The organism is Streptomyces asoensis (genome assembly GCF_016860545.1).
GTDB classification, from domain to species: domain Bacteria; phylum Actinomycetota; class Actinomycetes; order Streptomycetales; family Streptomycetaceae; genus Streptomyces; species Streptomyces asoensis.
Genome location: NZ_BNEB01000003.1, coordinates 1,462,982 through 1,483,213 on the forward strand (window position 1 = coordinate 1,462,982; position 20,232 = coordinate 1,483,213).

The 20,232-nt window shown below is 73.7% G+C and carries 18 protein-coding genes; 6 read left to right on the forward strand and 12 right to left on the reverse strand.

Features of this window, described 5'->3' with window-relative positions; all coding sequences use genetic code 11:
* The first annotated feature begins 4 nt into the window (after window positions 1-4).
* Together Saso_RS19255 and Saso_RS19260 are read left to right on the forward strand one after the other, a co-directional pair.
* On the forward strand, window positions 5-250 hold the full coding sequence (locus tag Saso_RS19255; RefSeq protein ID WP_189923489.1) for a hypothetical protein: 246 nt from the start codon (window positions 5-7) through the stop codon (window positions 248-250).
* 145 nt (window positions 251-395) lie between these two features.
* A complete protein-coding gene (locus Saso_RS19260; RefSeq protein ID WP_189923487.1) occupies window positions 396-1,100 on the forward strand; it encodes a DUF6445 family protein in 705 nt (234 codons plus the stop codon).
* Window positions 1,101-1,193: 93 nt separating this feature from the next.
* Here Saso_RS19260 and Saso_RS19265 read toward each other — a convergent pair whose 3' ends face one another.
* On the reverse strand, window positions 1,194-1,991 hold the full coding sequence (locus Saso_RS19265; protein WP_189923485.1) for a hypothetical protein: 798 nt from the start codon (window positions 1,989-1,991) through the stop codon (window positions 1,194-1,196).
* Between the two features lie 110 nt (window positions 1,992-2,101).
* On the reverse strand, window positions 2,102-2,641 hold the full coding sequence (locus tag Saso_RS19270; protein WP_189923484.1) for an FxLYD domain-containing protein: 540 nt from the start codon (window positions 2,639-2,641) through the stop codon (window positions 2,102-2,104).
* 184 nt (window positions 2,642-2,825) lie between these two features.
* On the opposite strand from Saso_RS19270, the gene Saso_RS19275 reads away from it, so the two are divergent.
* Complete coding sequence (locus Saso_RS19275; RefSeq protein ID WP_189923482.1) at window positions 2,826-3,323, forward strand: DUF7144 family membrane protein; 498 nt, start codon at window positions 2,826-2,828, stop codon at window positions 3,321-3,323.
* Here the strand turns inward: Saso_RS19275 and Saso_RS19280 are convergent.
* Together Saso_RS19280 and Saso_RS19285 are read right to left on the reverse strand one after the other, a co-directional pair.
* Window positions 3,299-4,198 carry a M23 family metallopeptidase gene (locus Saso_RS19280; RefSeq protein WP_189923480.1) on the reverse strand — a complete coding sequence of 300 codons (900 nt, stop codon included), beginning with the start codon at window positions 4,196-4,198 and terminating at the stop codon, window positions 3,299-3,301. The two genes, Saso_RS19275 and Saso_RS19280, sit on opposite strands and share 25 nt — an antisense overlap.
* Before the next feature lie 62 nt (window positions 4,199-4,260).
* Window positions 4,261-5,184, reverse strand: coding sequence for a glycoside hydrolase family 26 protein (locus Saso_RS19285; RefSeq protein ID WP_229901360.1), 924 nt, complete (start codon window positions 5,182-5,184; stop codon window positions 4,261-4,263).
* A 335-nt stretch (window positions 5,185-5,519) separates the two neighbouring features.
* Here Saso_RS19285 and Saso_RS19290 point away from each other — a divergent pair, with 335 nt between their 5' ends.
* The 3 genes from Saso_RS19290 (at window position 5,520) to Saso_RS19300 (ending at window position 10,052) form a co-directional block, all read left to right on the forward strand.
* On the forward strand, window positions 5,520-6,386 hold the full coding sequence (locus Saso_RS19290) for a hypothetical protein (RefSeq protein WP_189923478.1): 867 nt from the start codon (window positions 5,520-5,522) through the stop codon (window positions 6,384-6,386).
* Window positions 6,387-6,555: 169 nt separating this feature from the next.
* Window positions 6,556-8,277 (forward strand): lysyl oxidase family protein, encoded by a 1,722-nt coding sequence (locus tag Saso_RS19295; RefSeq protein ID WP_229901343.1) that lies wholly within the window; start codon window positions 6,556-6,558, stop codon window positions 8,275-8,277.
* A gap of 479 nt (window positions 8,278-8,756) precedes the next feature.
* On the forward strand, window positions 8,757-10,052 hold the full coding sequence (locus Saso_RS19300; RefSeq protein WP_229901342.1) for an LCP family protein: 1,296 nt from the start codon (window positions 8,757-8,759) through the stop codon (window positions 10,050-10,052).
* Window positions 10,053-10,362: 310 nt separating this feature from the next.
* Here the strand turns inward: Saso_RS19300 and Saso_RS19305 are convergent, their stop codons facing one another.
* From Saso_RS19305 to Saso_RS38790, 8 genes are all read right to left on the reverse strand, one after another.
* Window positions 10,363-11,712, reverse strand: a complete 1,350-nt coding sequence (locus tag Saso_RS19305) for an NADase-type glycan-binding domain-containing protein (RefSeq protein ID WP_229901341.1) — start codon at window positions 11,710-11,712, stop codon at window positions 10,363-10,365.
* Window positions 11,713-12,371: 659 nt separating this feature from the next.
* Window positions 12,372-12,929 (reverse strand): phage tail protein, encoded by a 558-nt coding sequence (locus Saso_RS19310; RefSeq protein ID WP_189923474.1) that lies wholly within the window; start codon window positions 12,927-12,929, stop codon window positions 12,372-12,374.
* Window positions 12,930-12,960: 31 nt separating this feature from the next.
* Window positions 12,961-14,919, reverse strand: a complete 1,959-nt coding sequence (locus Saso_RS19315; RefSeq protein ID WP_189923472.1) for a putative baseplate assembly protein — start codon at window positions 14,917-14,919, stop codon at window positions 12,961-12,963.
* On the reverse strand, window positions 14,919-15,362 hold the full coding sequence (locus tag Saso_RS19320; RefSeq protein ID WP_189923470.1) for a GPW/gp25 family protein: 444 nt from the start codon (window positions 15,360-15,362) through the stop codon (window positions 14,919-14,921). The genes Saso_RS19315 and Saso_RS19320 overlap by 1 nt, the downstream gene beginning before the upstream one ends.
* Before the next feature lie 49 nt (window positions 15,363-15,411).
* On the reverse strand, window positions 15,412-17,313 hold the full coding sequence (locus Saso_RS19325) for a VgrG-related protein (protein ID WP_189923468.1): 1,902 nt from the start codon (window positions 17,311-17,313) through the stop codon (window positions 15,412-15,414).
* Window positions 17,313-18,038 (reverse strand): CIS tube protein, encoded by a 726-nt coding sequence (locus Saso_RS19330; RefSeq protein ID WP_189923466.1) that lies wholly within the window; start codon window positions 18,036-18,038, stop codon window positions 17,313-17,315. The genes Saso_RS19325 and Saso_RS19330 overlap by 1 nt, the downstream gene beginning before the upstream one ends.
* A 79-nt stretch (window positions 18,039-18,117) precedes the next feature.
* Window positions 18,118-18,543 carry a phage tail protein gene (locus Saso_RS19335; protein ID WP_093780725.1) on the reverse strand — a complete coding sequence of 142 codons (426 nt, stop codon included), beginning with the start codon at window positions 18,541-18,543 and terminating at the stop codon, window positions 18,118-18,120.
* A 112-nt stretch (window positions 18,544-18,655) separates the two neighbouring features.
* Complete coding sequence (locus Saso_RS38790; RefSeq protein WP_189923464.1) at window positions 18,656-19,714, reverse strand: hypothetical protein; 1,059 nt, start codon at window positions 19,712-19,714, stop codon at window positions 18,656-18,658.
* Window positions 19,715-20,232 lie beyond the last annotated feature (518 nt).

The window sequence follows — 20,232 nt, forward strand, 5'->3', positions numbered from 1 at the left end:
CCGGATGATCGGTCTTTTCGTGCGCGTCCTCCCCTTCTGGGTGCGCGAGCCCCTGCTCGCCGTCTTCGGCGTCGTCTTCAGCGGCTTCCTCTTCTACGCGGCCGTCCGGGACGGCGAGTGGGCGATGGCCGCCATCGGCGCCGCCGTCGCCGCGTTCACCGCCGTCCGGGTGTACCAGATCAACCGTGCCCTGGACGCCCGCCGCCACCGCAGGGCCATGGAGAGCGCGCAGCGGACCCAGGGCCTCTGACCCGGGCCCGGGGCCCGGGTTTTGGTCCGGCGCTCTTCCCGTTGGCGATCCGTTGACCGGCCCGACGAAACGTTGACCACTTCGCGAGGGAGTGCGGGGCAACGGGAGGGCGAGTCGTGACGGACCCCCGTCCTAGATTCGCCGCATGTCCATGCCACAGCGGCCCCACCGGCCCTCAGGGGCCGCCGCCACGCTCCCCGTGCTGCCCTACCGCAAGCCCACCAAGGGCCGCGACTACTGGGTGATCGACGACGTCTTCCCCGAGGCCGGCGCCGCCGCGATCCGCGAACGCTGCCTCGCCAGGGACGACTGGATCGAGGGCCACCCGTACACCTCGGAGAGCTGGCCCGGACTGCGCACCATGCCGGGCCTGGAACCCGCTGAACTCGCCCGCGTGGAAAGGCTGGTGAGGGAGGCCACGGGCGCCCGGCGGCTGTGGGTGCAGCAGGCGCCCGGCGGGGGCACGCTCAACCACAACTGCGTCCAGGTGGTGGGGCAGGGCGAGAGCTCCCCGCGGCCCCACTCCGACTCGCGCGCGCTGTGCCGCTACGCGGCCGTGCTGTACCTCAACCCGGCCGTCCCCAAGGACTGCGGCACCAGCTTCTACCGGCAGTCCCTGCCCGGCGGGCGGCTCGGCGGCAACGTCGTCCAGGCCCCGCACAACAACCTCGTCGAGGCCCTCGGCACCAGGTTCGTCGCCCCCGACGCCTTCGAGGAGGACGTACGGGTGCCCCACAGGCACAACCGGCTGCTCCTCTACAACGCCAACCTCGTCCACAGCGCCACCGGTTACTGCGGCACGACACTCCAGGACAAGCGGATGACGGCCGTCTTCTTCTGGATGGCCTGAGGCGTACGTCGCCCGGCGTCCCGAGCAGTTCCTCGCCGACGCGCTGCTGGTGTGCGACACCGGCAACGCGGTTCGGCACCGGTACGGCGACCGTCACGCTGCGCGGTCCCGTCGGCCCCGTCGCCACCACCACACCGCGCCGGTCGTCACGGACGCGGCGGTCAGCACGATGCCGAGGACCGGCCAGGTGCCGCCCGCGATGCGCAGGTCGGCCAGGAGCACCCCGGCGGCGAGTGCGACCGGTACCAGCACGGACAGCAGGGCACGGCCCGCGCCGGCCAGGGCGGCCGGGTCGAGGCGCCGGGGGCGGGGCGGGGCGCCGTCCGACCCGTCCCGCGGGAAGTAGAAGCGGACGGCCCGTTCGTGGAGCCGGACGGTGGCGCGGTCGTAGGAGTCGGCCATGTAGGGCAGCCAGACGAGCGGGGCGGCCAGTCCGACGAGGAACACGACGACGAGGAGCAGCCAGCGGGCGGCCTGGCTCCACCGGCCGGGGCGGCCGCCGGGCCCGGCCGGGGCGAGCAGGCCGAGCAGCCGCGCCATGCGCAGGGTGAGGCCCCCGAGGACGGCCGGGCGGCGCAGCGAACCGGCGCGCGGCGCACGCGCCCCGGCCGCGGACAGGCCCGCGCGGGCCCGCGGCACGTCGTCGTACACCCCTTGCAGGACCAGGATCTCGGCCGCGCGGTCCCGCTCGGTGGGGTCGCGGCCCGTCAGCGCGGCCAGTTCGAGGACCGTGCGGGTCTGGCGGAGCAGCGCCGCACAGAACGCGACGGGGATGAGCACGAGGAACGGCCCGCCCACGAAGGCGCCCTCGGTGACCGTGGCGCGCCGGCCCCGGGAGAGCAGCTGCGCCCGGGTGGGCGGGGGCCGGGTCGACGTGGTGCGGCGCGCCACCGGTCCCAGGTGGCGGACCGCGAACAGGGACAGGTGCTCGGGGAGGTGGTGCGGGTCGATGACGATCTCCCGCAGCAGCCGGCCCGCGACAGAGGTCCGCGGGTTCCGGGTCAGTACCGCACCGCCCTTACGACCTTCGCCTTCACCTCGCCGGACAGGTCACGGTTGCTGCGGGCCGTCGCCTTGCCGGTCTTGCCGGCGGACACGTCCTGGACGGTGACGACGACCGTGTCGAGCCGGTTGCCCGCGGAGTCGGTGAAGTCGACCTGGACGGCGAAGGACTTCGTCCCGTCGGCGGTGTTGGTGACGGTCACCCCGGCCGTCGCCCGGCCGTTGTCCGTGCCCGTCGCGCCGAGGTCCACGTCCGACTTCACATCGGCACCGCCCTTGACCTCGTCCAGCTTGCGGTTGGCCTCCGCCGTCGCCGACGCGAGCGCCGACGACGCCTCGGAGGCGAGGTCGGAGGCCAGGCCGGAGGCGAGCGAGGACGCCGCCGCGGTGGCCTCCCTGCCCAGCGACTCGGCGGCGGAGGCGGCCTTGCTGGCGGCGGACGACACCGACGACGGGGTGTTGTCGTCCGAGCAGCCGGTGAGCGCGGTGGCGCAGCAGATGGCCGCCGCCGTCAGCAGCACGCCCTTGGTGCGTGGCATCTCGTCTCTCCTTATGAGGGGTCCGAGGGCCCGCGGGCCCTCCTCCAGTGAAGGGGCGGTGCCCGCCGCCCGCATGCCGGGTCACCCGGACGGCGCACCCCCGTGGTGGCGTCCCCCGGCCGGACGCAGGGTCGGTGGAGCGGGAGGACAGGACCGAACGCCGACACAGAGACAAGGTGGCGTCATGAGCGACCAGCCGCACTCCCAGCCGACTCCGGGGCCCCGCGTGTGGGACCCGTCCCACCAGGGCACCGGTTCGCCGGGCCGGCCCGCGGCCGCTCCCGCGCCGCCCGGGAGCGGGCTGGCCGCGGCCGGGGTCGTCTTCGGGGGTGTGCTCATGTTCGTGAGCGGCTTCCTCGCCGTGTTCCAGGGCATCGCCGCGATCGCGGGCGACGACGTCTATGCCCGGGTCGGCCACTACGTCTACGAGATGAACCTGACGACCTGGGGCTGGTTCCTGCTGGTCGTGGGTGTCGTGGCGGCGCTGACCGGCTGGGGGCTGCTCAGCGGCGGCGCGTGGGCGGGCACGGCCCGGGTCAGCGGCATCGTGCTGGCCTCGCTCAGCCTGGTCCTCCAGTTCCTGTTCCTGCCGTACGCGCCGGTCTGGGCGGTCGTCCAGATCGCCCTCGACGTGTTCGTGATCTGGGCGCTGGCCTCCTACCGCCCCCGGCAGCAGTGGTAGTTCCTCCTGACGGCGTCGAGGGACGCCCCGCCGACCCGCACGTCCTTGCGGCGCAGCCAGGGCAGGGGCGGCACCGCGGATCCGACGTAGGGGGTGATCCGCACCTCGAAGTGCAGATGCGGTCCGGTGACGTTCCCGGTCGCGCCGGAGAGGCCGATGCGCCGGCCGGCCGTCACCCGCTCGCCCTTGCGTACGTCGATGCGGGACAGGTGCGCGTACTGCGTGAAGTAGCCGTCCCGGTGACGGACCACGACCTGGTTGCCGAAGCCGTCGCCGCAGGTCGTGGCCTGGACGGTGCCGGAGCCGACGGCGTACACGGGGGAACCCGCGTCGACGGCGAAGTCCTGGCCGGTGTGGCGGTGGGCCCAGCGCGAGCCCTTCGCGGCGTAGCCCGCGGAGAGCCAGTAGTGGTGGATGGGGGCCGTCCAGGCAGGGGAGCGCTGCCCGGCCGGGCGGCTGCGGTCGCCGAACGGGCAGTGGCCGTCGCGTCCTGACGCATCGACGGCGACCGGGTCCCCGGAGTTGCGGCCCGTCGCCCACAGCAGGTCCCACAGTCCGGCGCGGACGGCCTTGCGGCGGCGTTCGGCGGCCCTGACCTCCGTGTCGGGCGCGTCCTCCTCGCGCAGCCGGTCGACGCGTGCCCGGGCCCGTTCGTGCGCGCGGACGGCGCGGGCGGTCTCCCCGCGGAACCCGTCGGTCCCGGCGCCGGCGGGCACGGCGGTGAGCACCAGCAGCAGAAGGGCGGACAGGGCCGTCAGGACGGACAGGACGGCGCCGGCGGCCCGGCCCGAGCCCGCTGGGCGCGTGCGGGTCCGCGCCGTCGTCCGCGTTCGCGCCCGGGGTCGTGAGAGGCGCGCGAGGTGTTCTCGTCCCATCGTGTGATCATCGGACCGGCAGGGTGGCCGGGGGCGGCACCCGGACCGCGTGGCGGCCGGATTCAGCCGGACGGCCCACCCATCAGCGTCCGGTAGACGGCCGACGACCGGGGATTGCCGGAGCACCGCCACACACCGTGCGGGCAGTAGTCGCTGATGGTCTGGTACAGCGGCCGGTGCTCGGCGAACCAGGTCAGCATCCCGCGCACGTACTCCGGGTTGTCGCCGTTGCGGAACAGCCCCCACTCCGGGTACGAGACCGGCTTGCCGTGCGCCCGCGCGAACCGCACCTGCGCGGCGAGGCCGTACGGCTCCGTGACCTGCTCCTCGAAGGACATGCCGTGCGGCTGGTCGTAGGCGTCCATGCCGACGACGTCGACGTACCGGTCGCCGGGGTAGCAGGCGGTCCACGGCACGGCGTCGCGGCCGCGGCTGGGCGTGAACTCGAACCGGAACCGCCGCCCGCCGTCCACGGACCGCATGGCGTCCACGATCCGCGCCCAGTACCGCTTCCAGGCCCGCGGGTCGGGTCCGCAGCGGTGCGTGTAGGTGATCCCGTTCATCTCCCACCCGACGACCAGCACGCTGTCGGTCAGCCCCAGCGAGACGAGCCGTCGGGCCAGCGTCCGGAAGTGCCCGTCGTGGTCCCCGCGCGCACCCCGGCGCAGTTCCTCCCGCACGACCCGGTCGGACACGTGCTCCTCGGTCCCCTCCAGCATCGGCACGTTGAGCACGAACATCCGGTCGGCGCGCGCCTGTCTCCACCGCGCCCAGTGCTCCAGATAGCCGGGCGCCCCCTCGATGTTGCTCCACCGGTCCCCCGGCAGATAGGCGTGCCCGACGCGGGGCGTGGCCCTGCCGAGCCACCGGTCGAGCGCCCCGATCCGCCGTACCCCGGCGTCGTCGTAGCCGACGTACGCGCCGAAGGCACCCGGCGGCCCACCCGCTCCCCGTCCGACCGGCACACAGGCGGGCCCGGCGAGCACGGCGAGGGCGACGAGGAGCGCGACCAGCGGCGTCCGGAGGCCGTGCGGGACACGGAGGCGGCGGACCTGGGACGCGCGGCCGGTGTCAGGGCGGCGGAGGGCCTCGGACGACCGGGGGGCTTCGGGGGACCGAGGGGCCTCGGGGGCCCGGGGGGCGTGGAACACCGGCTCACTATGCGGCCGTCACCGCCCTGCCCACCCCGGAACCGGCGAAGAACCACCCGGACGGCAACCCCGCCCCGCCCGGCGGCGACTACGGGGGCAGGAAGCACCGGACGACACCGAGCACGACCGCACAGGCACGTGAATCCCTTACCCCACACGAGGAGTTCACCATGCGCAGGCACCCCCCACGGCACCCCGCGAGGCTGCTGACCGTCCTGGCGGCACTCGCCGCCCTCCTGCTCCACGCGACCGGCTTCGCGGCGCCCCGGGCCGAGGCGGCCGACGAGTGGAACCCGCCCGCGGGCCTGGTCCGGCCTCTCGACGAGGTCTGGAACCACGTCTCGACGACCTACCCCGACCTCTACGGGTTCCGCAACTACGGCTGGGACCAGGTCATGGCGAACAAGGGCAGCATCAACTACTGCGTCCGCTGGGAGTCCGACGCCCCGGTCAGCACCGCGCTGCGGGACCAGATCCACGCGGTCCTCAGGAAGCAGTTCGCGAAATGGATGGCGACGCAGGTGCAGAACGGCCGGGGCTACGACAACTGGCCCTACACCAGCGTCCCCGTCAACATCGTCGGCTGGGCGGTGAAGAACCGCTCCACCCTCCAGTGGACCGACAACTCCGTCGACATCTACTCCGGCGTCCTCGACGGCGCGGGCGCCCCGCAGTGCGCCCCCGACTGCGGCCGCTTCTTCCACCAGGACGGCAACTACTCCCGGTGTCCCGGCGGCACCGCCCGCCACTACGACCAGTCCCTCTGGCTCACCCAGGGCTTCCAGGGCGGCGCCGGCGGGGACTGGGGCCAGCGCGTCGGCCAGGAGTACTTCACCGGCGCCCTGAACCAGGAGGACATCCACATCTACCTGCACGAGGTCGGCCACACCTTCGGGCTCGACGACTTCTACGACTGGACCCCCACCGGACAGTGCTGCTTCCTGATGAAGGCCGGCAGCGCCACCCGGATCACCGAGTTCGACAGCTGGATGCTGCGGGACTTCTGGCGCCACCTGAAGAGCCGCTACAACCTCTGAGGTCCTTCGGTCCGGTTCCGGCCCAACAGGCAACCCCGGCACGGCATTTACCTCTCTCACAGGGTGCTCACAGACCCGGCCGGGGTGCGAGGGACGTGTTGGACCCCGGCCCGTCGGTGGGCTGTCCGGTCCGATGCCGCTGACCACGGCACTCGCAGACGAGGAACCGATGACCAGATCGCAACATCGCAAGACGCTCAAGCGCACGGCGTTCGCCGCCGGCGCCGCGCTCACCGTCGTGGCCGCCGTCACCGGGTCCGCACCCGGTGCCGGCGCCGCGCCGGCGAGCACCCCGGGGACGCCGAAGCTCAAACTCGTCGCCGCCTCCAAGGCCGTGACCGCCGACCGGTACGAGGGGAACGCCGGGGTCTACCTCGACCTCGGCACCTACGTCACCGTCGACAACGCTCCGCTGGAGCTGAAGGTGACCCGGAAGTCCTACAAGGACCCGATCGTCGCCCAGCAGATCCTGCGCGACGGGTCGAAGGTGAAGACCAAGGCGCTGCCCGCCGGGCTGGTGAAGCAGTTCGGCGGCCTCCCGGACTTCCTGGAGGTCTCCATCAAGAACGCGGCCGGGGCGGAGGTGCAGAAGAGCACGAGCAACTTCTGCCCGAACAACGCCTCCGGCCGGCTGCGCCCCGACGCCCCCGCCACCTCGCACTATCCGGAGAGCTGCTCCACCAACCCCTTCACGCTCGGCTCGGTCTGGGGCGTCGAGAAGGGCTGGGCGGCCAACACCTCCGCCTTCGACTACGACAAGCCCGTGGACCTGGCGGCCGGCGAGTACACCGTCAAGGTCGCCGTGGCGAAGAAGTACCGCGACCTGTTCGGCATCCCCGACGACCGGCCGACCATCAAACTGACCGTCCGCGAGGTCGGCGACGGCGGCGAAGGCGGGGGCGGCGGCGTCGGGGTCGCTCCCCGCGGCGCGGCCGGGGCCCACGGCGGCGCCGGTCACGGCGCCTCGCACGACATGGCCGGGATGGCCGGCATGGACGGTATGGCGGGCGGGCACCACTACGGGCCCCGCGGGGCCGACGCGCCCACTCCCTCCGCGCTCTCGCACGCCCTGGAGGCCCGCGGTCTGGCCCGCCACCTGGGTGACGGCGCCGGCCACACCGACGGCTCCCGTGTCGCGCCCGCGCTGAAGCCCGCCGCCACGCGGCCCGGCGGACGCGCGGGCGTGGCGGCGAACGTGCCCAAGCCGGACCTGCGCTCGCTGCCGGCCTGGGACATCGCGGTCACCGACGGCGAGGACGGCGACGTGGCGGGCAAGGACTACCTCGCCTTCAGCGCCAACGTCTGGAACGCCGGCCCCGCGCCGCTCGTCGTCGACGGCTTCCGCAAGCCGGGTGCGGAACTGATGGACTCGTACCAGTACTTCTACGACGCCAAGGGCAAGCAGGTCGGCTACGCGCCGGCCGGCACCATGGAGTGGGACCCGCGCGTCGGTCACGAGCACTGGCACTTCACCGACTTCGCCAGCTACCGGCTGCTCGCCGCCGACCAGCACGAGATCGTGAAGAGCGGCAAGGAGGCGTTCTGCCTCGCCAACACCGACGCCATCGACTACACGGTGAAGAACGCCAACTGGCACCCGTTCAACACCGATCTGTCGACCGCCTGCGGCCAGCAGAACTCCATCTCCGTGCGTGAGGTCCTCGACGTCGGCTCCGGCGACACGTACACCCAGTACCGTCCCGGGCAGTCCTTCGACATCACCGACCTGCCGAACGGCACCTACTACATCCAGGTCATCGCCAATCCGGCGAACCGTCTCCAGGAGACGAACACCAAGAACAACGTCTCCCTGCGCAAGGTCGTCCTGGGCGGCACCGTGGGCGCGCGCACGGTGTCGGTCCCGCCGGTCGACCTGGTCGACGCCCCCTGATCCGAGGGAACGGCGTACCTGCCCCGGCCCGCCCTGCGCGGGCCGGGGTGGTCGCAGGACCGGCGCCCCGCCGCACCGGTGAGTGATCCCGCCCACTCCTGTCGTGCCGTCGGTCTCACCTGCCCGTTGTGGGGCAACCCTTGTACGGCCAGGGGAGTCTCCTGAGTCGTCTGTGCTTCTCGGACGTATTCCTGCACGCGTGTAGGGTTCCGACGTTCGGCGGTGACCAACGCCGGCGATCCGAGCACGGTGTACGGGGTGAAACAGCCGAGGCGGAGGGGCGAGCGCCGGTGAGCGGAACGAGGAGGCGCGGGCGTACTCCGGAGGAGGCGGCCGGCCGCGGTGGCAGCAGGACGGGCGGACCCGTCGGCAGGGCGGCCGGACCCGGCCGGGCGGGCGGCGCAGCCGCGGGCAGGCCGGGCGGTCCCGGCCGGACCCGGCTGACGCGGCGCGGGCGGATCCTCGCGTGGGGCGCGGGTGTGACGGCCGTCGTGGTCCTCGGGATCGGCGGGGTCGGCGCGTGGGTCTACAACGACCTGAACAACAACATCAACTCGGCCGACGTGGACGACAAACTCGGCGAGAACCGGCCCGAGAACCTCAGCCCCGGGTCGAAGAACATCATGATCGTCGGGTCCGACAGCCGTGACGGCGCCAACGCCAAGTACGGCAAGGACCTGACCACCATGCAGTCCGACACCCTGATGGTGCTGCACATACCGGCGGACCGTAAGTGGGCCTCGGTCGTGTCCTTCCCGCGCGACTCGTGGGTGGAGATACCCAGTTGCGAGAAGGGCGACGGAAGCACGTCCACCCCCCACCACTTCAAGATCAACGAGGCCTTCGCGCTCGGCGGCAGCAACGGCAAGGTCGGCGAGGCCGCCGCGTGCAGCATCAAGACCGTCGAGGCCAACACCGGCCTGCGCATCGACCACTTCATGTCCGTCGACTTCTCCGGCTTCAAGGGCATGGTCGACGCGCTGGAGGGCATCGAGGTCTGCCCGAAGCAGGCCATCCACGACAAGAAGGCCCACCTCGACATGGAGGCCGGCTGCCAGACCGTCAAGGGCGAGAAGGCGCTCGGCTACGTCCGGGTCCGCTACGCCGTCGGTGACGGGTCCGACATCGGACGCATCGGCCGCCAGCAGGAGTTCATGGACGCCCTGGCCAAGAAGGCCAAGTCCAAGCTCACCAGCCCCGACGCGATGTACGGCTTCCTCCAGTCGATCACCAAGTCCCTCACCACCGATCCCGACATGGCCGGGATCAAGCCGCTGTACGGGCTCGCCGACGAACTCAAGGGCATCCCCAGCGACCGGCTGAGCTTCCTCACGGTGCCCAACTACGGCCGGGAGGCCGACCAGCCCACCGACAAGGCCAACGTCGTCTGGCAGTACCCGCAGGCCGCCGACCTGTTCACCTCCCTGGCCAAGGACAAGGAGGTCACCAAGCCGCAGTTGGAGGCGGCGAAGAAGAACGTGGTGTACGCCTCCAGCGTGCGGGTCCAGGTCCTCAACGGCACCGGCGTCTCCGGCCGCGCCGCCGCCGTCGCCGAGAAGCTGAAGGCCGCCGGATACACCGTCACCGGCACCGGCAACGCGCCCGGCGGGACGGTCGCGAAGACGACCGTCACCTACCCGGCCGGACTCGACGGGCAGGCCGCCGTCCTCGCGTCCCGGCTGCCCGGACTGCGGGCCACGGCCGACACCGCGGCCGCTGCCGGGGTCGTCACCCTGGTGGTCGGACCGGAACTGAAGGTCGACGACGTCGCCTGACGATGTACATGGTCAACAGGACCGCCGGAATGGGGTAAGCTTGATCTTGAGCCGGTCACCGGAAAGAAAAACGGTGAACGACCTCTGCGTTGGTGGTCCAAGGAAAGACGCCCCGCTTCCTGCGGGGAAATGCAGGTGCAAGGCCTGCCCGGCGCTCCGGTGAACGAGTCCCATCCCGTGTCAGGCGGGGTGGGACTCGTTCGTTTTGCGGGCACGGCGCAGCCGCCCGACCCGCCCGACCGGGGCGGGGGCGGCGTACACCATCCCCCCACCCCGGTCGGCGACGGCCGGACGGGCTCCCGTCAGTGCCTCACGTCGCGTTCGCGCTCGACGGGCCGAAGAACTCGATCTCGGCTATCGACACCTGCTTGCTCGGCGAGGCCATGTACGAGGACTCGATCGTGAAGCGGACCTTGGTGACCTCGCCCACGCGGAAGGCGCGGCGCTGGCCGCCCGAGCTCTGGTCCAGGACGATCTCCCGGGTCGTCGTCTTCCCGTCCTTCAGGGTGATCGTCGCCTTGATGCGGTGCGGGAGCGCCGACTGGGTGAGCTGGTCGGGGCGGACCGACGTCCCCGAGGTGATGATCAGGTCCAGCAGACGGGTCGGCTCGTCGAAACGGGCCTCGATCCACTCGCCCTCGCCCGACTGCGAGACGCCGGGACCCCACCAGCTGTTGTTGATCTTGTCGAAGGCCAGTTCCGGCTTGTGCCCCGGGTAGGAACGCGAGGCCGCGAACGAGTCCGGCGCGACCGGCGCGCGCTTGGCGAAGTGGTCGCGGGTGGCCTGGATCGCGGCCGGGGTGTTCACCCCCGCGATGATCACGAGGGTGAGGACGACCGCCGCGACGACCCAGCTGAGGATGCGGTCGAACGTACGGCGCAGGCGCGGGCGGTCGCCGGCCCAGTGCGCCTCGCGGTTGCGATGGAACAGGCGGCGCCACCAGGGCAGGCGCAGCGAGGAGCGGTCCTCCAGCGTCATGGGCATCGCGCAGCGGACGCAGAAGTGCCGGTCGGGGTTGTTCGGGGTGGCGCACCAGGGGCACGCGACGCCGAACTGCTCGCCCTGCACGGGGCCCGGCGCACGCACCTGCGGGCGGTCCGCGACCGGCCTGCCCGGCAGGACCGGTGCGACGGACGGCGGCGCGGCGGGACGCGGCTCCGCGTCGGCGACCGGGACGAGCAGCGAGCGGGCCCGCGCGGCCATCGTGTCGCCGAGCGCGGGCGCGGGGGCGGCCGCCGGTACCGGTGCGGTGGGTGCGGTCGCGTCGGGGGCGGGCGGGTGCGCGGCGGCCGGTGCGGTGCCCGAAGGGGCGGCGGTGCCGTCCTCCGGCGGGATGACCGGCAGGGGAGTTTCCGTGGTGTCCTCGTCGTCCGGGTCGTGGTCGTCGTCGGCGGCCGGGGCGGCGGCCGACGCGGCGGGGGCGGGTGGGGTGGGCGGCGAGGCGGCGAGCACCGTGCCCTGCGCGGGGCGGTGACCGGGCCCGGATCCGCCGTCCGAGGCGGCGCCGGCCGCGTGCGCCGTGCCCGGCCCCTGCGCGACACCGCCGCCGTGTCCGGCGGCGGCGCTGTGTCCGGTGGCCTGGCCGTGTCCGGCGGTGGAACCGTGTGCGGTTGTGGAGCCCGGGGCGGACCCCGACCCCGCCCCGGACCCGTGAGCCAAGCCGGGCTGGGAGCCCGGCCCGGACGCGTGGGCCGGGTCCGGCCCGGAGCCGTACGCGGGGCTCGGTCCGGCCGCCGCGCCCGGGGTGGACGCGGCACCGGTGCCTGTCCCGGCGCCGATTCCGGCGCCAGGGGCCGTCGCGGAGCCGGACCGGGCGCTGCCACCTGTCCCGGGGGCGGAGCCCGAGGAGCCGGACCCTGAGCCGGTGCCCGTCCCGGCGCCGGGGGCCGTCGCGGAGCCGGACCGGGAGTCGGTGCCCGTCCTGGGGGCCCACGGACCGGAATCCGGGGCCGGTACCGGTCCCGGGGCCGGCCCGGGGGCCGCCGCCGAAGTCTGTCCGGTGGCCGATCCCGCGCCCGGCACGTGTCCGGAGGCGGTTCCCGAAGCCGTACCCGGTCCGGTGGCGGATCCCGCACCCTGCGCGGAGGCTGCCGGACCCGGCCCGGAGGGCGTGGCCCCCGGCGCCGGGGTGGATCCCGCGCCCGGCGCGGAGGGCGCCGCCGCTCCCGCAGCAGGCCCGGAGGGTGTTCTGGCCGGTCCGGAGGGTGCCGTGGGTCGGGCCGCGGGGCGGTCCGTCCAGCTCAGTACGGCGCCGCAGGCGTCGCAGAACGACTGGCCCGGCTCGGCCCGCGTGCCGCACTCGGCGCAGTTCTGGGTGGTCATCTCTCCGGGATCCTTTCGGCGGCGGTCACCTTGACCGAGTACGGCATGTGGGCGGGGCGCGCTGCGGCCACGATGGTGTCCAGGCGGTGTTCGTCCGCCGGGCCGGGGTCGGGCAGGCGGACCGTGACGTGCAGATGCGGTCGCGGTTCGCCCGGGACCGGGCCCAGCGGCCGGGCGCTCCACGCGGCGCCGCCGCTCTCGGAGATCTCCGGTTCCACGCCGAAGGCCAGCCGGACCGTCTCCGACAGGCCGCGCCGGGTGCCGCGCACGCGGTGCAGGTACGCGGCCGCCGCGACCGCGGCCCGCAGCCGCGGCTCGGGTTCCGTGCCGTCGGTCTCCGCGCCGACCCAGCCCGCGAGCCACCGGGTGAAGTCGACGGGGGCGAGCGCCGGGTCGAAGTAGGCGGGCAGACAGTCCAGGACGTTGAGGACCGGGGCCATCACCTCGTCCAGACCCGCGACGAAACGCTGCGCCAGGTCGTCGTCGGCGAAGACGGCGGGCAGCATCCCGCCGATCGGGACGGAGGAGCCGAGTCCGTCCACCGAGCCCCTCAACGCCCCCACCCCTTCCGTGTGTCCACGTCCGTCATGAGCCGTCCCCGATCACGCGCACCCGGTGGTCGTAGGAGAAGACCAGAGCGGGCGCGGCCAGGTCGATACGGTCGGTCGCCTCACCGCGCTTGCCCGTCAGCGGGTCGGCCGGGTGCAGCGTGACCTGGTCGACCAGCTCCACCCCCGGCACCCGCTGGAGGACGGCGAAGACCTCGCCGGACTGCACCGGCCGGCCGAAGGGCCAGCCCTTGCCGTCCGCGCCGCCGGTCAGCGGGTCGAGGTGGCGGTAGAGGGCGTCGTGCGCCTGCCGGCGGACGCGGTCGGTGTCGACGCCCCGGAAGGCGTGCACCGTCGCCACCACCGTCACGCCCTGGTAGTAGGGCGGGCCGACCGCCAGCCTCGTCCCGATCAGGCGGCGTTCGTCGAGATGGCGGGTGATGCGGTCCAGCAGGGAGTCGCCGGGCACCAGCTGCTCGAAGCGCAGCCGCCCGCCCGGGTCGGGCACGGCCTGCGGGACGACCAGCACGCGCACGGCGTAGGAGCCGTGTTCGTCCGGCTCGCCCTCCAGGCAGGTGATGCGGGCGGTCTCGGGGGCGGCGCGGCGGGCCAGTTCCTCGTAGTCGCGCAGGGTCACCGCGCGCTCCTGGGCGCGCAGCGTGATCGGCGCGCGCAGTTTCGCCTCCGCCACCGTCTCGCCGTCGACCCCGCCCCGCGCGGCCTCCCGGTTGACGACCTCGGAGACGTAGGGCACGGAGGTGCGCAGCACCTGCACCGCGCCCCGGGCCACGTTGCCCGCGCGGCCGCCGCCGGTGCGGTAGCGGCGGGCCCGGATCACGGAACCCTTGGCGGGGACGGCGCCGTACTGGCGGAGCCGGCCGTCGGGTTCGCGCACGGACGGGCCGAAGGCGATCTCGCCGGTGGCCGCGTCCAGGGTGACGTGGCGGTCGTCCGGGTTGGAGGCGGCGAAGTGCGGGACGACCTGCCAGTCGGTCCAGCCCTCGTGCTCGGCGGTCTGGAGCAGGACCGGCGGGTCGTCGCCGACCACCGGCGCGTGGGTGAGGGCGACATGCTGGCCTGGCAGGCCGCTGGACTCGCCGAGCGCCTCGTCGTAGACGGTCTCGGCGTGCACGGCGGGGGCGGTACCGCCGACCGTGAAGACCTCGGCGGAGCGCACGGTCGGGGAGGTGGTGTAGAAGGGCTGGCCGGGGAGGGGCTCGGTGACGCGGCAGCGCAGCCAGCCGGCCTCCTGGCCGCCGGAGCGGGACAGCACGTGGCCGCCGGTGACGTGCAGGACGACCTCGCCGGGGCGGTTGAGTCCGCCGGTGCCGTCGCGGTCGATCTCGCACTCCTGCCAGCCGTCCTCGGTCCACGCCTCCCAGACGAGCGGGGGCTGGCGCGGGTCGACGCCGACGCCGTCGACCCGGCTGTCCAGTTCCAGCACCACCGCGCAGTGCGGGACGGCCGCGCTCAGGCCGAACAGCATGCAGTCGCCGGGCTGCGGCGCCTCGGCGAAGCAGAGCAGGTCCTTGCCCTCGGTGAGGTCGCTGGTCCGGTCGGTGACCGGCTCCCCCCGGTGCTGCACGACGAGGTGACTCAACCGGCTGGGCACGACGGTGAGTTCGCGTTCCGTCGCGAAGACGACCGCTTCCTCGCTCTCGGTGCGGACCGTCGCCACCTCGGTGCCCACGGGCAGCAGCACCGGCTCCTCCTGCGGCGCGGACAGCCAGAAGGTGACCTCGGTGCGCGCGGCGGACGGCGGGAACAGGCGGATGCCGACCAGGTCGAGGAAGGCCAGGTGGTTCTTCTCGGGGACGCGGTTGAGGCGGTAGACGATCTGGTCGGCCATGTGGGCGACCGTCTCGACGAGCGTCACGCCCGGGTCGGACACGTTGTGGTCGGTCCACTCCGGTGCGCGCTGCTGGATGTAGCGCTTGGCGTCGTCGACGAACTGCTGGAAGCGGCGGTCGTCCAGGTTCGGGGAGGGCAGGGCCATCAGCGGTCGCTTTCGGAAGCCGTGCCGGACGGGCCGGGAAGATCCGGCTCGTCGTGGGACGGAATGACGTAGAAGGGGAAGACGAGACTGCGCGGGTTGTTGGTGCCGCGGATCGCGTACCGGACGTCGATGAAGAGCACGCCCTGTTCGGCGCCGGCGGTGACCTCGACGTCGGTGACCTCGATGCGCGGCTCCCACCGGTCCAGGCTGGTGTACACCTCGTGCTGGATACGGCCGGCCGTCGCCTCGTTGACCGGGGCGAAGACCAGGTCGTGGATGGCGCAGCCGTACTCGGGGCGCATGGGGCGTTCGCCCGGCGCGGTGGCGAGGATCAGCCGGATCGCCTCCTCGATCTCGCGCTCCCCGCTGACCAGGGCGATGCCCCCGGTGGGGCCGATGCGGAGCGGGAACGCCCAGCCCGATCCGACGAATTGCTCGGCCATCAGAGGGCCACCTGCCTTTTCCTGGTTCTCACGGCGTGCGGTCTGCGCGTCACGGCAGCGGGTACGGCTTGGCGTTGACCATGACCATGCCCTGGAGCATGAGGGTGGCGGCCCGGATGCCCACGTTGGCCGTGGAGTTGATCTGGACGGTGGCGCCCGCGCTGAACGTGGCGGCGCCGCCCGACTTGAGGTTGAGCAGACCCGCCGCGTCGACCGAGACCATGCCCGTCATCGACCTGATGTTGATCAGGTTGCCCCGCAGGGTGAGGGAGCCTCCGCTCCTGATGGCGACGTTGCGTCCCGCGGTGAGGGTGAGGTCGGTGCCCGCCTTGACGGACACCGAGCGGCTGCCCTTGATGCTGACGGTGCCCTTGCTGTCCACGGTGATCTCGGTCTGCGCACGGTCCAGGTTGATGACGAGTTTGTCGTCGCCGCTGGTCAGCCGCACGCCCTGTTTGCCGCCGGTCCGCTGGTCGAGCAGGTCCAGCCGGTTGCCGCTGCGGTCGGACAGGGTGTGCCGGGAGGCGCGCTGCCGGGCGCCGTCGTGCAGGGGCACGTCCTTGACCGGGGTCGGCTTGTCCCTGCCGTTGTAGAGGCCGCCGATGACGTACGGGTGGTCGAGGGCGCCCCGGTCGAAGGCGACGAGCACCTCGTCGCCGACGTCCAGGGGGAAGATCGAGCCGCCGCGCTTGCCGCCCCACTGCGTCACCCGGGTCCAGTCGCTGACGTAGGCGTCGTCGAGCCAGGGGAACTGGAGCTTGACGCGCCCCTGTTTGAGCGGGTCGCCCACGTCGGTGACCAGCGCGCTGACGGTGCCGGGCAGGTTCAGCCCGTTGACGGCACCGCCGCCGCCGGAGGCGAGCCCGTACAGCGAGCGCCACTGCCGTCCGCTGACCGTGACCCACGCCTCGTAGTGCTTGCCGTCGCCGAAGACGTGCCGCACGGAGGTGGCGGTGTACTTGCCCTCGAAGGGGGCGCCGACGTCGGCGAGCGTGACGGGCAGGCCGGGCCGCAGTTTCGGGGTGCCGCGCGCGATGACCTCCAGTTCGGCGAACGAACCGGTCACGTCGTCGGCGAGGGCCTCGGCGGCGAACTTCACCTCGGACTGCCGGTCGTACGGCGTCTGCGCGTCCACCAGCTTGGCCGGCTTGAACTTGGCGGCGGCCTCGCCGGGGGTCGTGCCGATGCTGATGCCGGGGTTGCTCGTCGCGGGCGCGGTCGCGGTGAGCTTCTTCTTCGTCGTCACGTCCCAGCCGCGTGCCTCGACGGTCGCGACCTGTTCGGCGGCGGTGACGGCGGCGCGCAGCCGGAGGATGTCGGTGCCGGCCTCCATGACGAACGGGCTCTTGTCGCCGGGGGTCGAGGTGGCCGGCGCCCCCGACGCCGGGTCCGGCTTGACGAACTGGAACTTGCCCTTGGCGTCCACCGACATGACCATCTCGTTCTCGTCGGCCAGCCGGGCGAGGAAGTCCCAGTCGGTGACGTTGGCCTGGCTGATGAACTCGTAGACCGTCTTGGTGGACTCGATCCTGCCGACCGGGACGCCGTCCTGCGAGGCCAGCTTGCGGGCGATGTCGGAGGCGCTCTGGTTGCGGTAGGCGGCGACCCGGCGCTGGCGCATCAGCCGGTGGCCGAAGTCGTAGCCGCGGATGACGGTGAAGGAGCCGGTGCCGTCGTAGTCGGCCTCCAGACCGCACACCTCGCCGGTGAACAGCGGGTCGGCCGCGCCCTTGCCGTCGGCGACCGGGGCGAGGACGACGGGGGTGCCGAACTCGACTTTCAGCTTGCCCAGGACCAGCCGGCCGGGGTCGCGGAAGGTGAGCCGGAACGCGGCCGGCACCCCGAGCCCCTGGTCGACCCAGCCGTCGACGAGGAGCGGCGCGATGTCGAGGGGGAGGGGATCGCCACCGAGGGTGACCTGGATGACGCTGGAGAACGCGGACTGGACCACTAGTGGCGCACCTCCTCGGCGGCCGGCAGGACCAGCTCGATGCCGGTCGGCAGCCGGGAGGGATCGTCGATGCCGTTGATCTCGGCGATGGAGCGCCAGGCGGAGGCGTCGCCGTACTCCCGCCAGGCCAGCGACTGGAGGGAGTCCCCGGCGACGACCCGGTGCACGCGCTGCGCGGTCAGGGCGCCGGACGTGGGGTTCTGGCCCTTCGTCTTGCTGGGGATCTCGTGCAGGCGCACCTGGCAGGTGGCCCGGATCGGGACGCCCGTGGTGCCGAACAGGGAGTACGCGACGTCGATGCTGCTGACGTAGGCGGTGAAGCGGGCCGTGGAGAACGAGCCCCACTGGAACACCACCCAGGGCGGCGAGGGCTGCTTCGCGGCGATGCTCTTGGTGGTCACCTCGCAGCACTCCAGCAGCGACTCGACCTTCTTCAGCACGGTGTTGCTGCCGGGCTGGTCCGAGGTGTCGAGGAAGATCTCGACGGTCATCTCACGGGGCTCCGGGCCCATGAACTCCGGTACGGAGCCGTCCCGGACGGCCGCCGTGGGGGTGACCTTCCACTGGGCCCGGCGGCCGAGCTGGAGCTGTGCCGGGTTGAAGTCGAACGCGAAGGATTTGATCAGCCCGCCGGGGGTGGTGCTCGTGCCCACCGGCGGCTCGTGGATCGCGAGGGTGGCACGGACCAGGCTCTTGCCGGCGCCGCCTTTGCTCCCCTTGGCCATGGCTTGTACTCCCTGCTCGGTCCTTGCTCGTCCCAGTCCTGGTCCTGCTGCCGGATCCCGTCACCGGGGTCCGGGTCACTCAGTCCGTGAAGCCGTGGTGGGTGATCTCCAGGACCTCCGTGGCCACGCCGGGGCTGTCCGGGCTGAGCGACGGCCCCTGCCAGCTCACCGGCAGCACGTCGATGAGACCCCACCGGGCGACCTCCGAACCGTCCGCGCGCAGCGCCGCGATCTGCGCGGTCGGCCGGGTCACGCCCGTGGTGACGGAGGAGATCCACTTGGCGACCTTGGTGGTGTCCGGGGTGAGCGGACGGGTCAGCCGGATCGTCGAGAAGGTGACCCGGGAGGGCAGTTGCCAGACGAAGCCGTTGTTGCCGCCCTCCTGCCGGTGCTCGATCTCCACCTGCGACGAGAGGCCCTCGCACCCGTTGAAGTAGCCGAGGCTCTCGCCGTCGATGGTCAGGGTGAAGAAGATGGTGGAGCCCGGGTCGAGATCGGACGGCATCGGGAGCCTGGCCTTTCTGGGAGAGGGACGGCGGGGGCGTGGAGCGGGCCGGTGCGGCGGGCGCCGGGGCCGCCGGTCAGCGTTCGGGAGTCATCGGGTCACGGTCGACGGGTCAGTGGCGGGGGTCGCGGAGTCTGCCGATGCGCTCCCGGTCCAGCCGGAGTTCGGTGCGTAGCAGGCGGGTGATGCGGCCGGTCAGACGGTGCGTCAGCTCGTCGAGCTGGAAATCGGTGAGCGTGCGCGGATCGAAGCCCGGTCGCGCCGGCACCGGGTGCGGGGCCGCCTCGGTCTGCTCGGGGCCGGGGGGAGTCCGGGTGGGCGGCCCGGCGTCGGCACGCGGCGGCGCGGGAGGCGTGGGCGGCGCGGGAGGTGGCGGGACGCTGCGCCGCTGGACCACGGGGGCGTTCGGCGCGGACGGCGGTGGTGCGGCGACCGTCGGGAACGGCGCCGGGGCGCTCGGTGCCGGGGCCGCCGGGGCCGCCGGGACGGCGGGACGCACGGGGGCCATGGCCACCGGGACCGGTGCCGCCGCCGACCGCCGCTGGACGGCGGGCGGTGCGGTCGTGCTCGGTGCGCCCGCGGCCGGCCAGGCCGGGGAGGCCGGCCCGCTCGCTGCCGTCGCCGACCCGGGTGCGGGTACGGGTGCGGGTACGGGTGCGGCACCGGTCGCGGGGGCGGGGCCGGGGCCCGGGGCGGGCGTCGGGTACGGGCGCGCCACGGGTCGGCCTGCGGCCGCGCCGGGCGTACCGGGCGGGACGGGGGCGGTACGGCGCAACGGCACGGGCGCCTTGACCGCACTGCGCTGCACGGCCGCCGGGACGCTCCCCGCGGACCCGGCCACCGGGGTACGGCCCGGGAGGGAAAGGGGGGAGACGAGGGAGACGGGGGAGGCGGGCAGCGAGGGGAAGGCGGGTCCGCCCGCCGCCGTCGGGCGGACCGTGGGCGGGAGCGCGCCGGGGGCCGCGGGAGCGTCGGTGGTCGCGGTGGCGCCGGTGGCGGCGGACCGGGGCGGGACCGCCGGACGGGGTGTGGGCAGACCGGCGCCGCCGTCCGGCCCGAGGCCGGACGCGGGTGCGGACGCGGGTGCGGACGCCGGTGCGGAGACCGGCGCCGGGAACGGCCTGGCGACCGGGAGTCCGGGCGCACCGGCCGCCGTGGCACTGCGTTGCACGACGGGAGGCAGGAGCGGGGAGCCGCCCGCCGCGGGGACGGCCGTGGCTCCGGGCCCGGGCGCCGTACGGGAGGCGTGACTCCGAGGCGCGGGAGGACCGGCGTCCGCCGGGCCGACGGGTGCGGTGGCGGCGGGCCGGGACGACAGGGGGGCGCCCAGCGCGGGGCGTGCGGCAGCGGGGCGTCCGGGCTGCCCGGCGGCGACCGGCAGGGCCGCACGCTGGACCGGTGCCCCCAGCGGGGTGTGGCGCCGCGGCGCGGGCGGCGTTCCGTTCGGTCCGCCCGGGGTGCCGTGGCCGGACGCGGCTGCGGAGGGCGTACTGGCGGGGGTGGGCGTCGCGGGGACCGCGGAGGCGGGTCCGGCGGAGGCCGTTGCTGCGGGGGCCGGGGCCGGGGTCGGGGCCGGTGCCGTGAAGGACGGTGAGGTGGTGGCGCCGGGCGCCGGGACCGGCGGCGTCACCGAGGGTGCCTGCGAGCGCGCCTGCGACGGTGCCGCCGGGGTCGGCTGTCCCCCAGGGC

Bases quoted from the DNA above. Each gene is read 5' to 3' on its own strand.
- Saso_RS19320 (WP_189923470.1), bottom strand. From the start codon at position 15,362: ATGGCCGAGCAATTCGTCGGATCGGGCTGGGCGTTCCCGCTCCGCATC.
- Saso_RS19280 (WP_189923480.1), bottom strand. From the start codon at position 4,198: ATGGGACGAGAACACCTCGCGCGCCTCTCACGACCCCGGGCGCGAACG.
- Saso_RS19260 (WP_189923487.1), top strand. From the start codon at position 396: ATGTCCATGCCACAGCGGCCCCACCGGCCCTCAGGGGCCGCCGCCACG.
- Saso_RS19335 (WP_093780725.1), bottom strand. From the start codon at position 18,543: ATGCCGTCCGATCTCGACCCGGGCTCCACCATCTTCTTCACCCTGACC.
- Saso_RS19330 (WP_189923466.1), bottom strand. From the start codon at position 18,038: ATGGCCAAGGGGAGCAAAGGCGGCGCCGGCAAGAGCCTGGTCCGTGCC.
- Saso_RS19275 (WP_189923482.1), top strand. From the start codon at position 2,826: ATGAGCGACCAGCCGCACTCCCAGCCGACTCCGGGGCCCCGCGTGTGG.
- Saso_RS19290 (WP_189923478.1), top strand. From the start codon at position 5,520: ATGCGCAGGCACCCCCCACGGCACCCCGCGAGGCTGCTGACCGTCCTG.
- Saso_RS19255 (WP_189923489.1), top strand. From the start codon at position 5: ATGATCGGTCTTTTCGTGCGCGTCCTCCCCTTCTGGGTGCGCGAGCCC.
- Saso_RS19270 (WP_189923484.1), bottom strand. From the start codon at position 2,641: ATGCCACGCACCAAGGGCGTGCTGCTGACGGCGGCGGCCATCTGCTGC.
- Saso_RS19295 (WP_229901343.1), top strand. From the start codon at position 6,556: ATGACCAGATCGCAACATCGCAAGACGCTCAAGCGCACGGCGTTCGCC.
- Saso_RS19315 (WP_189923472.1), bottom strand. From the start codon at position 14,919: ATGGCCCTGCCCTCCCCGAACCTGGACGACCGCCGCTTCCAGCAGTTC.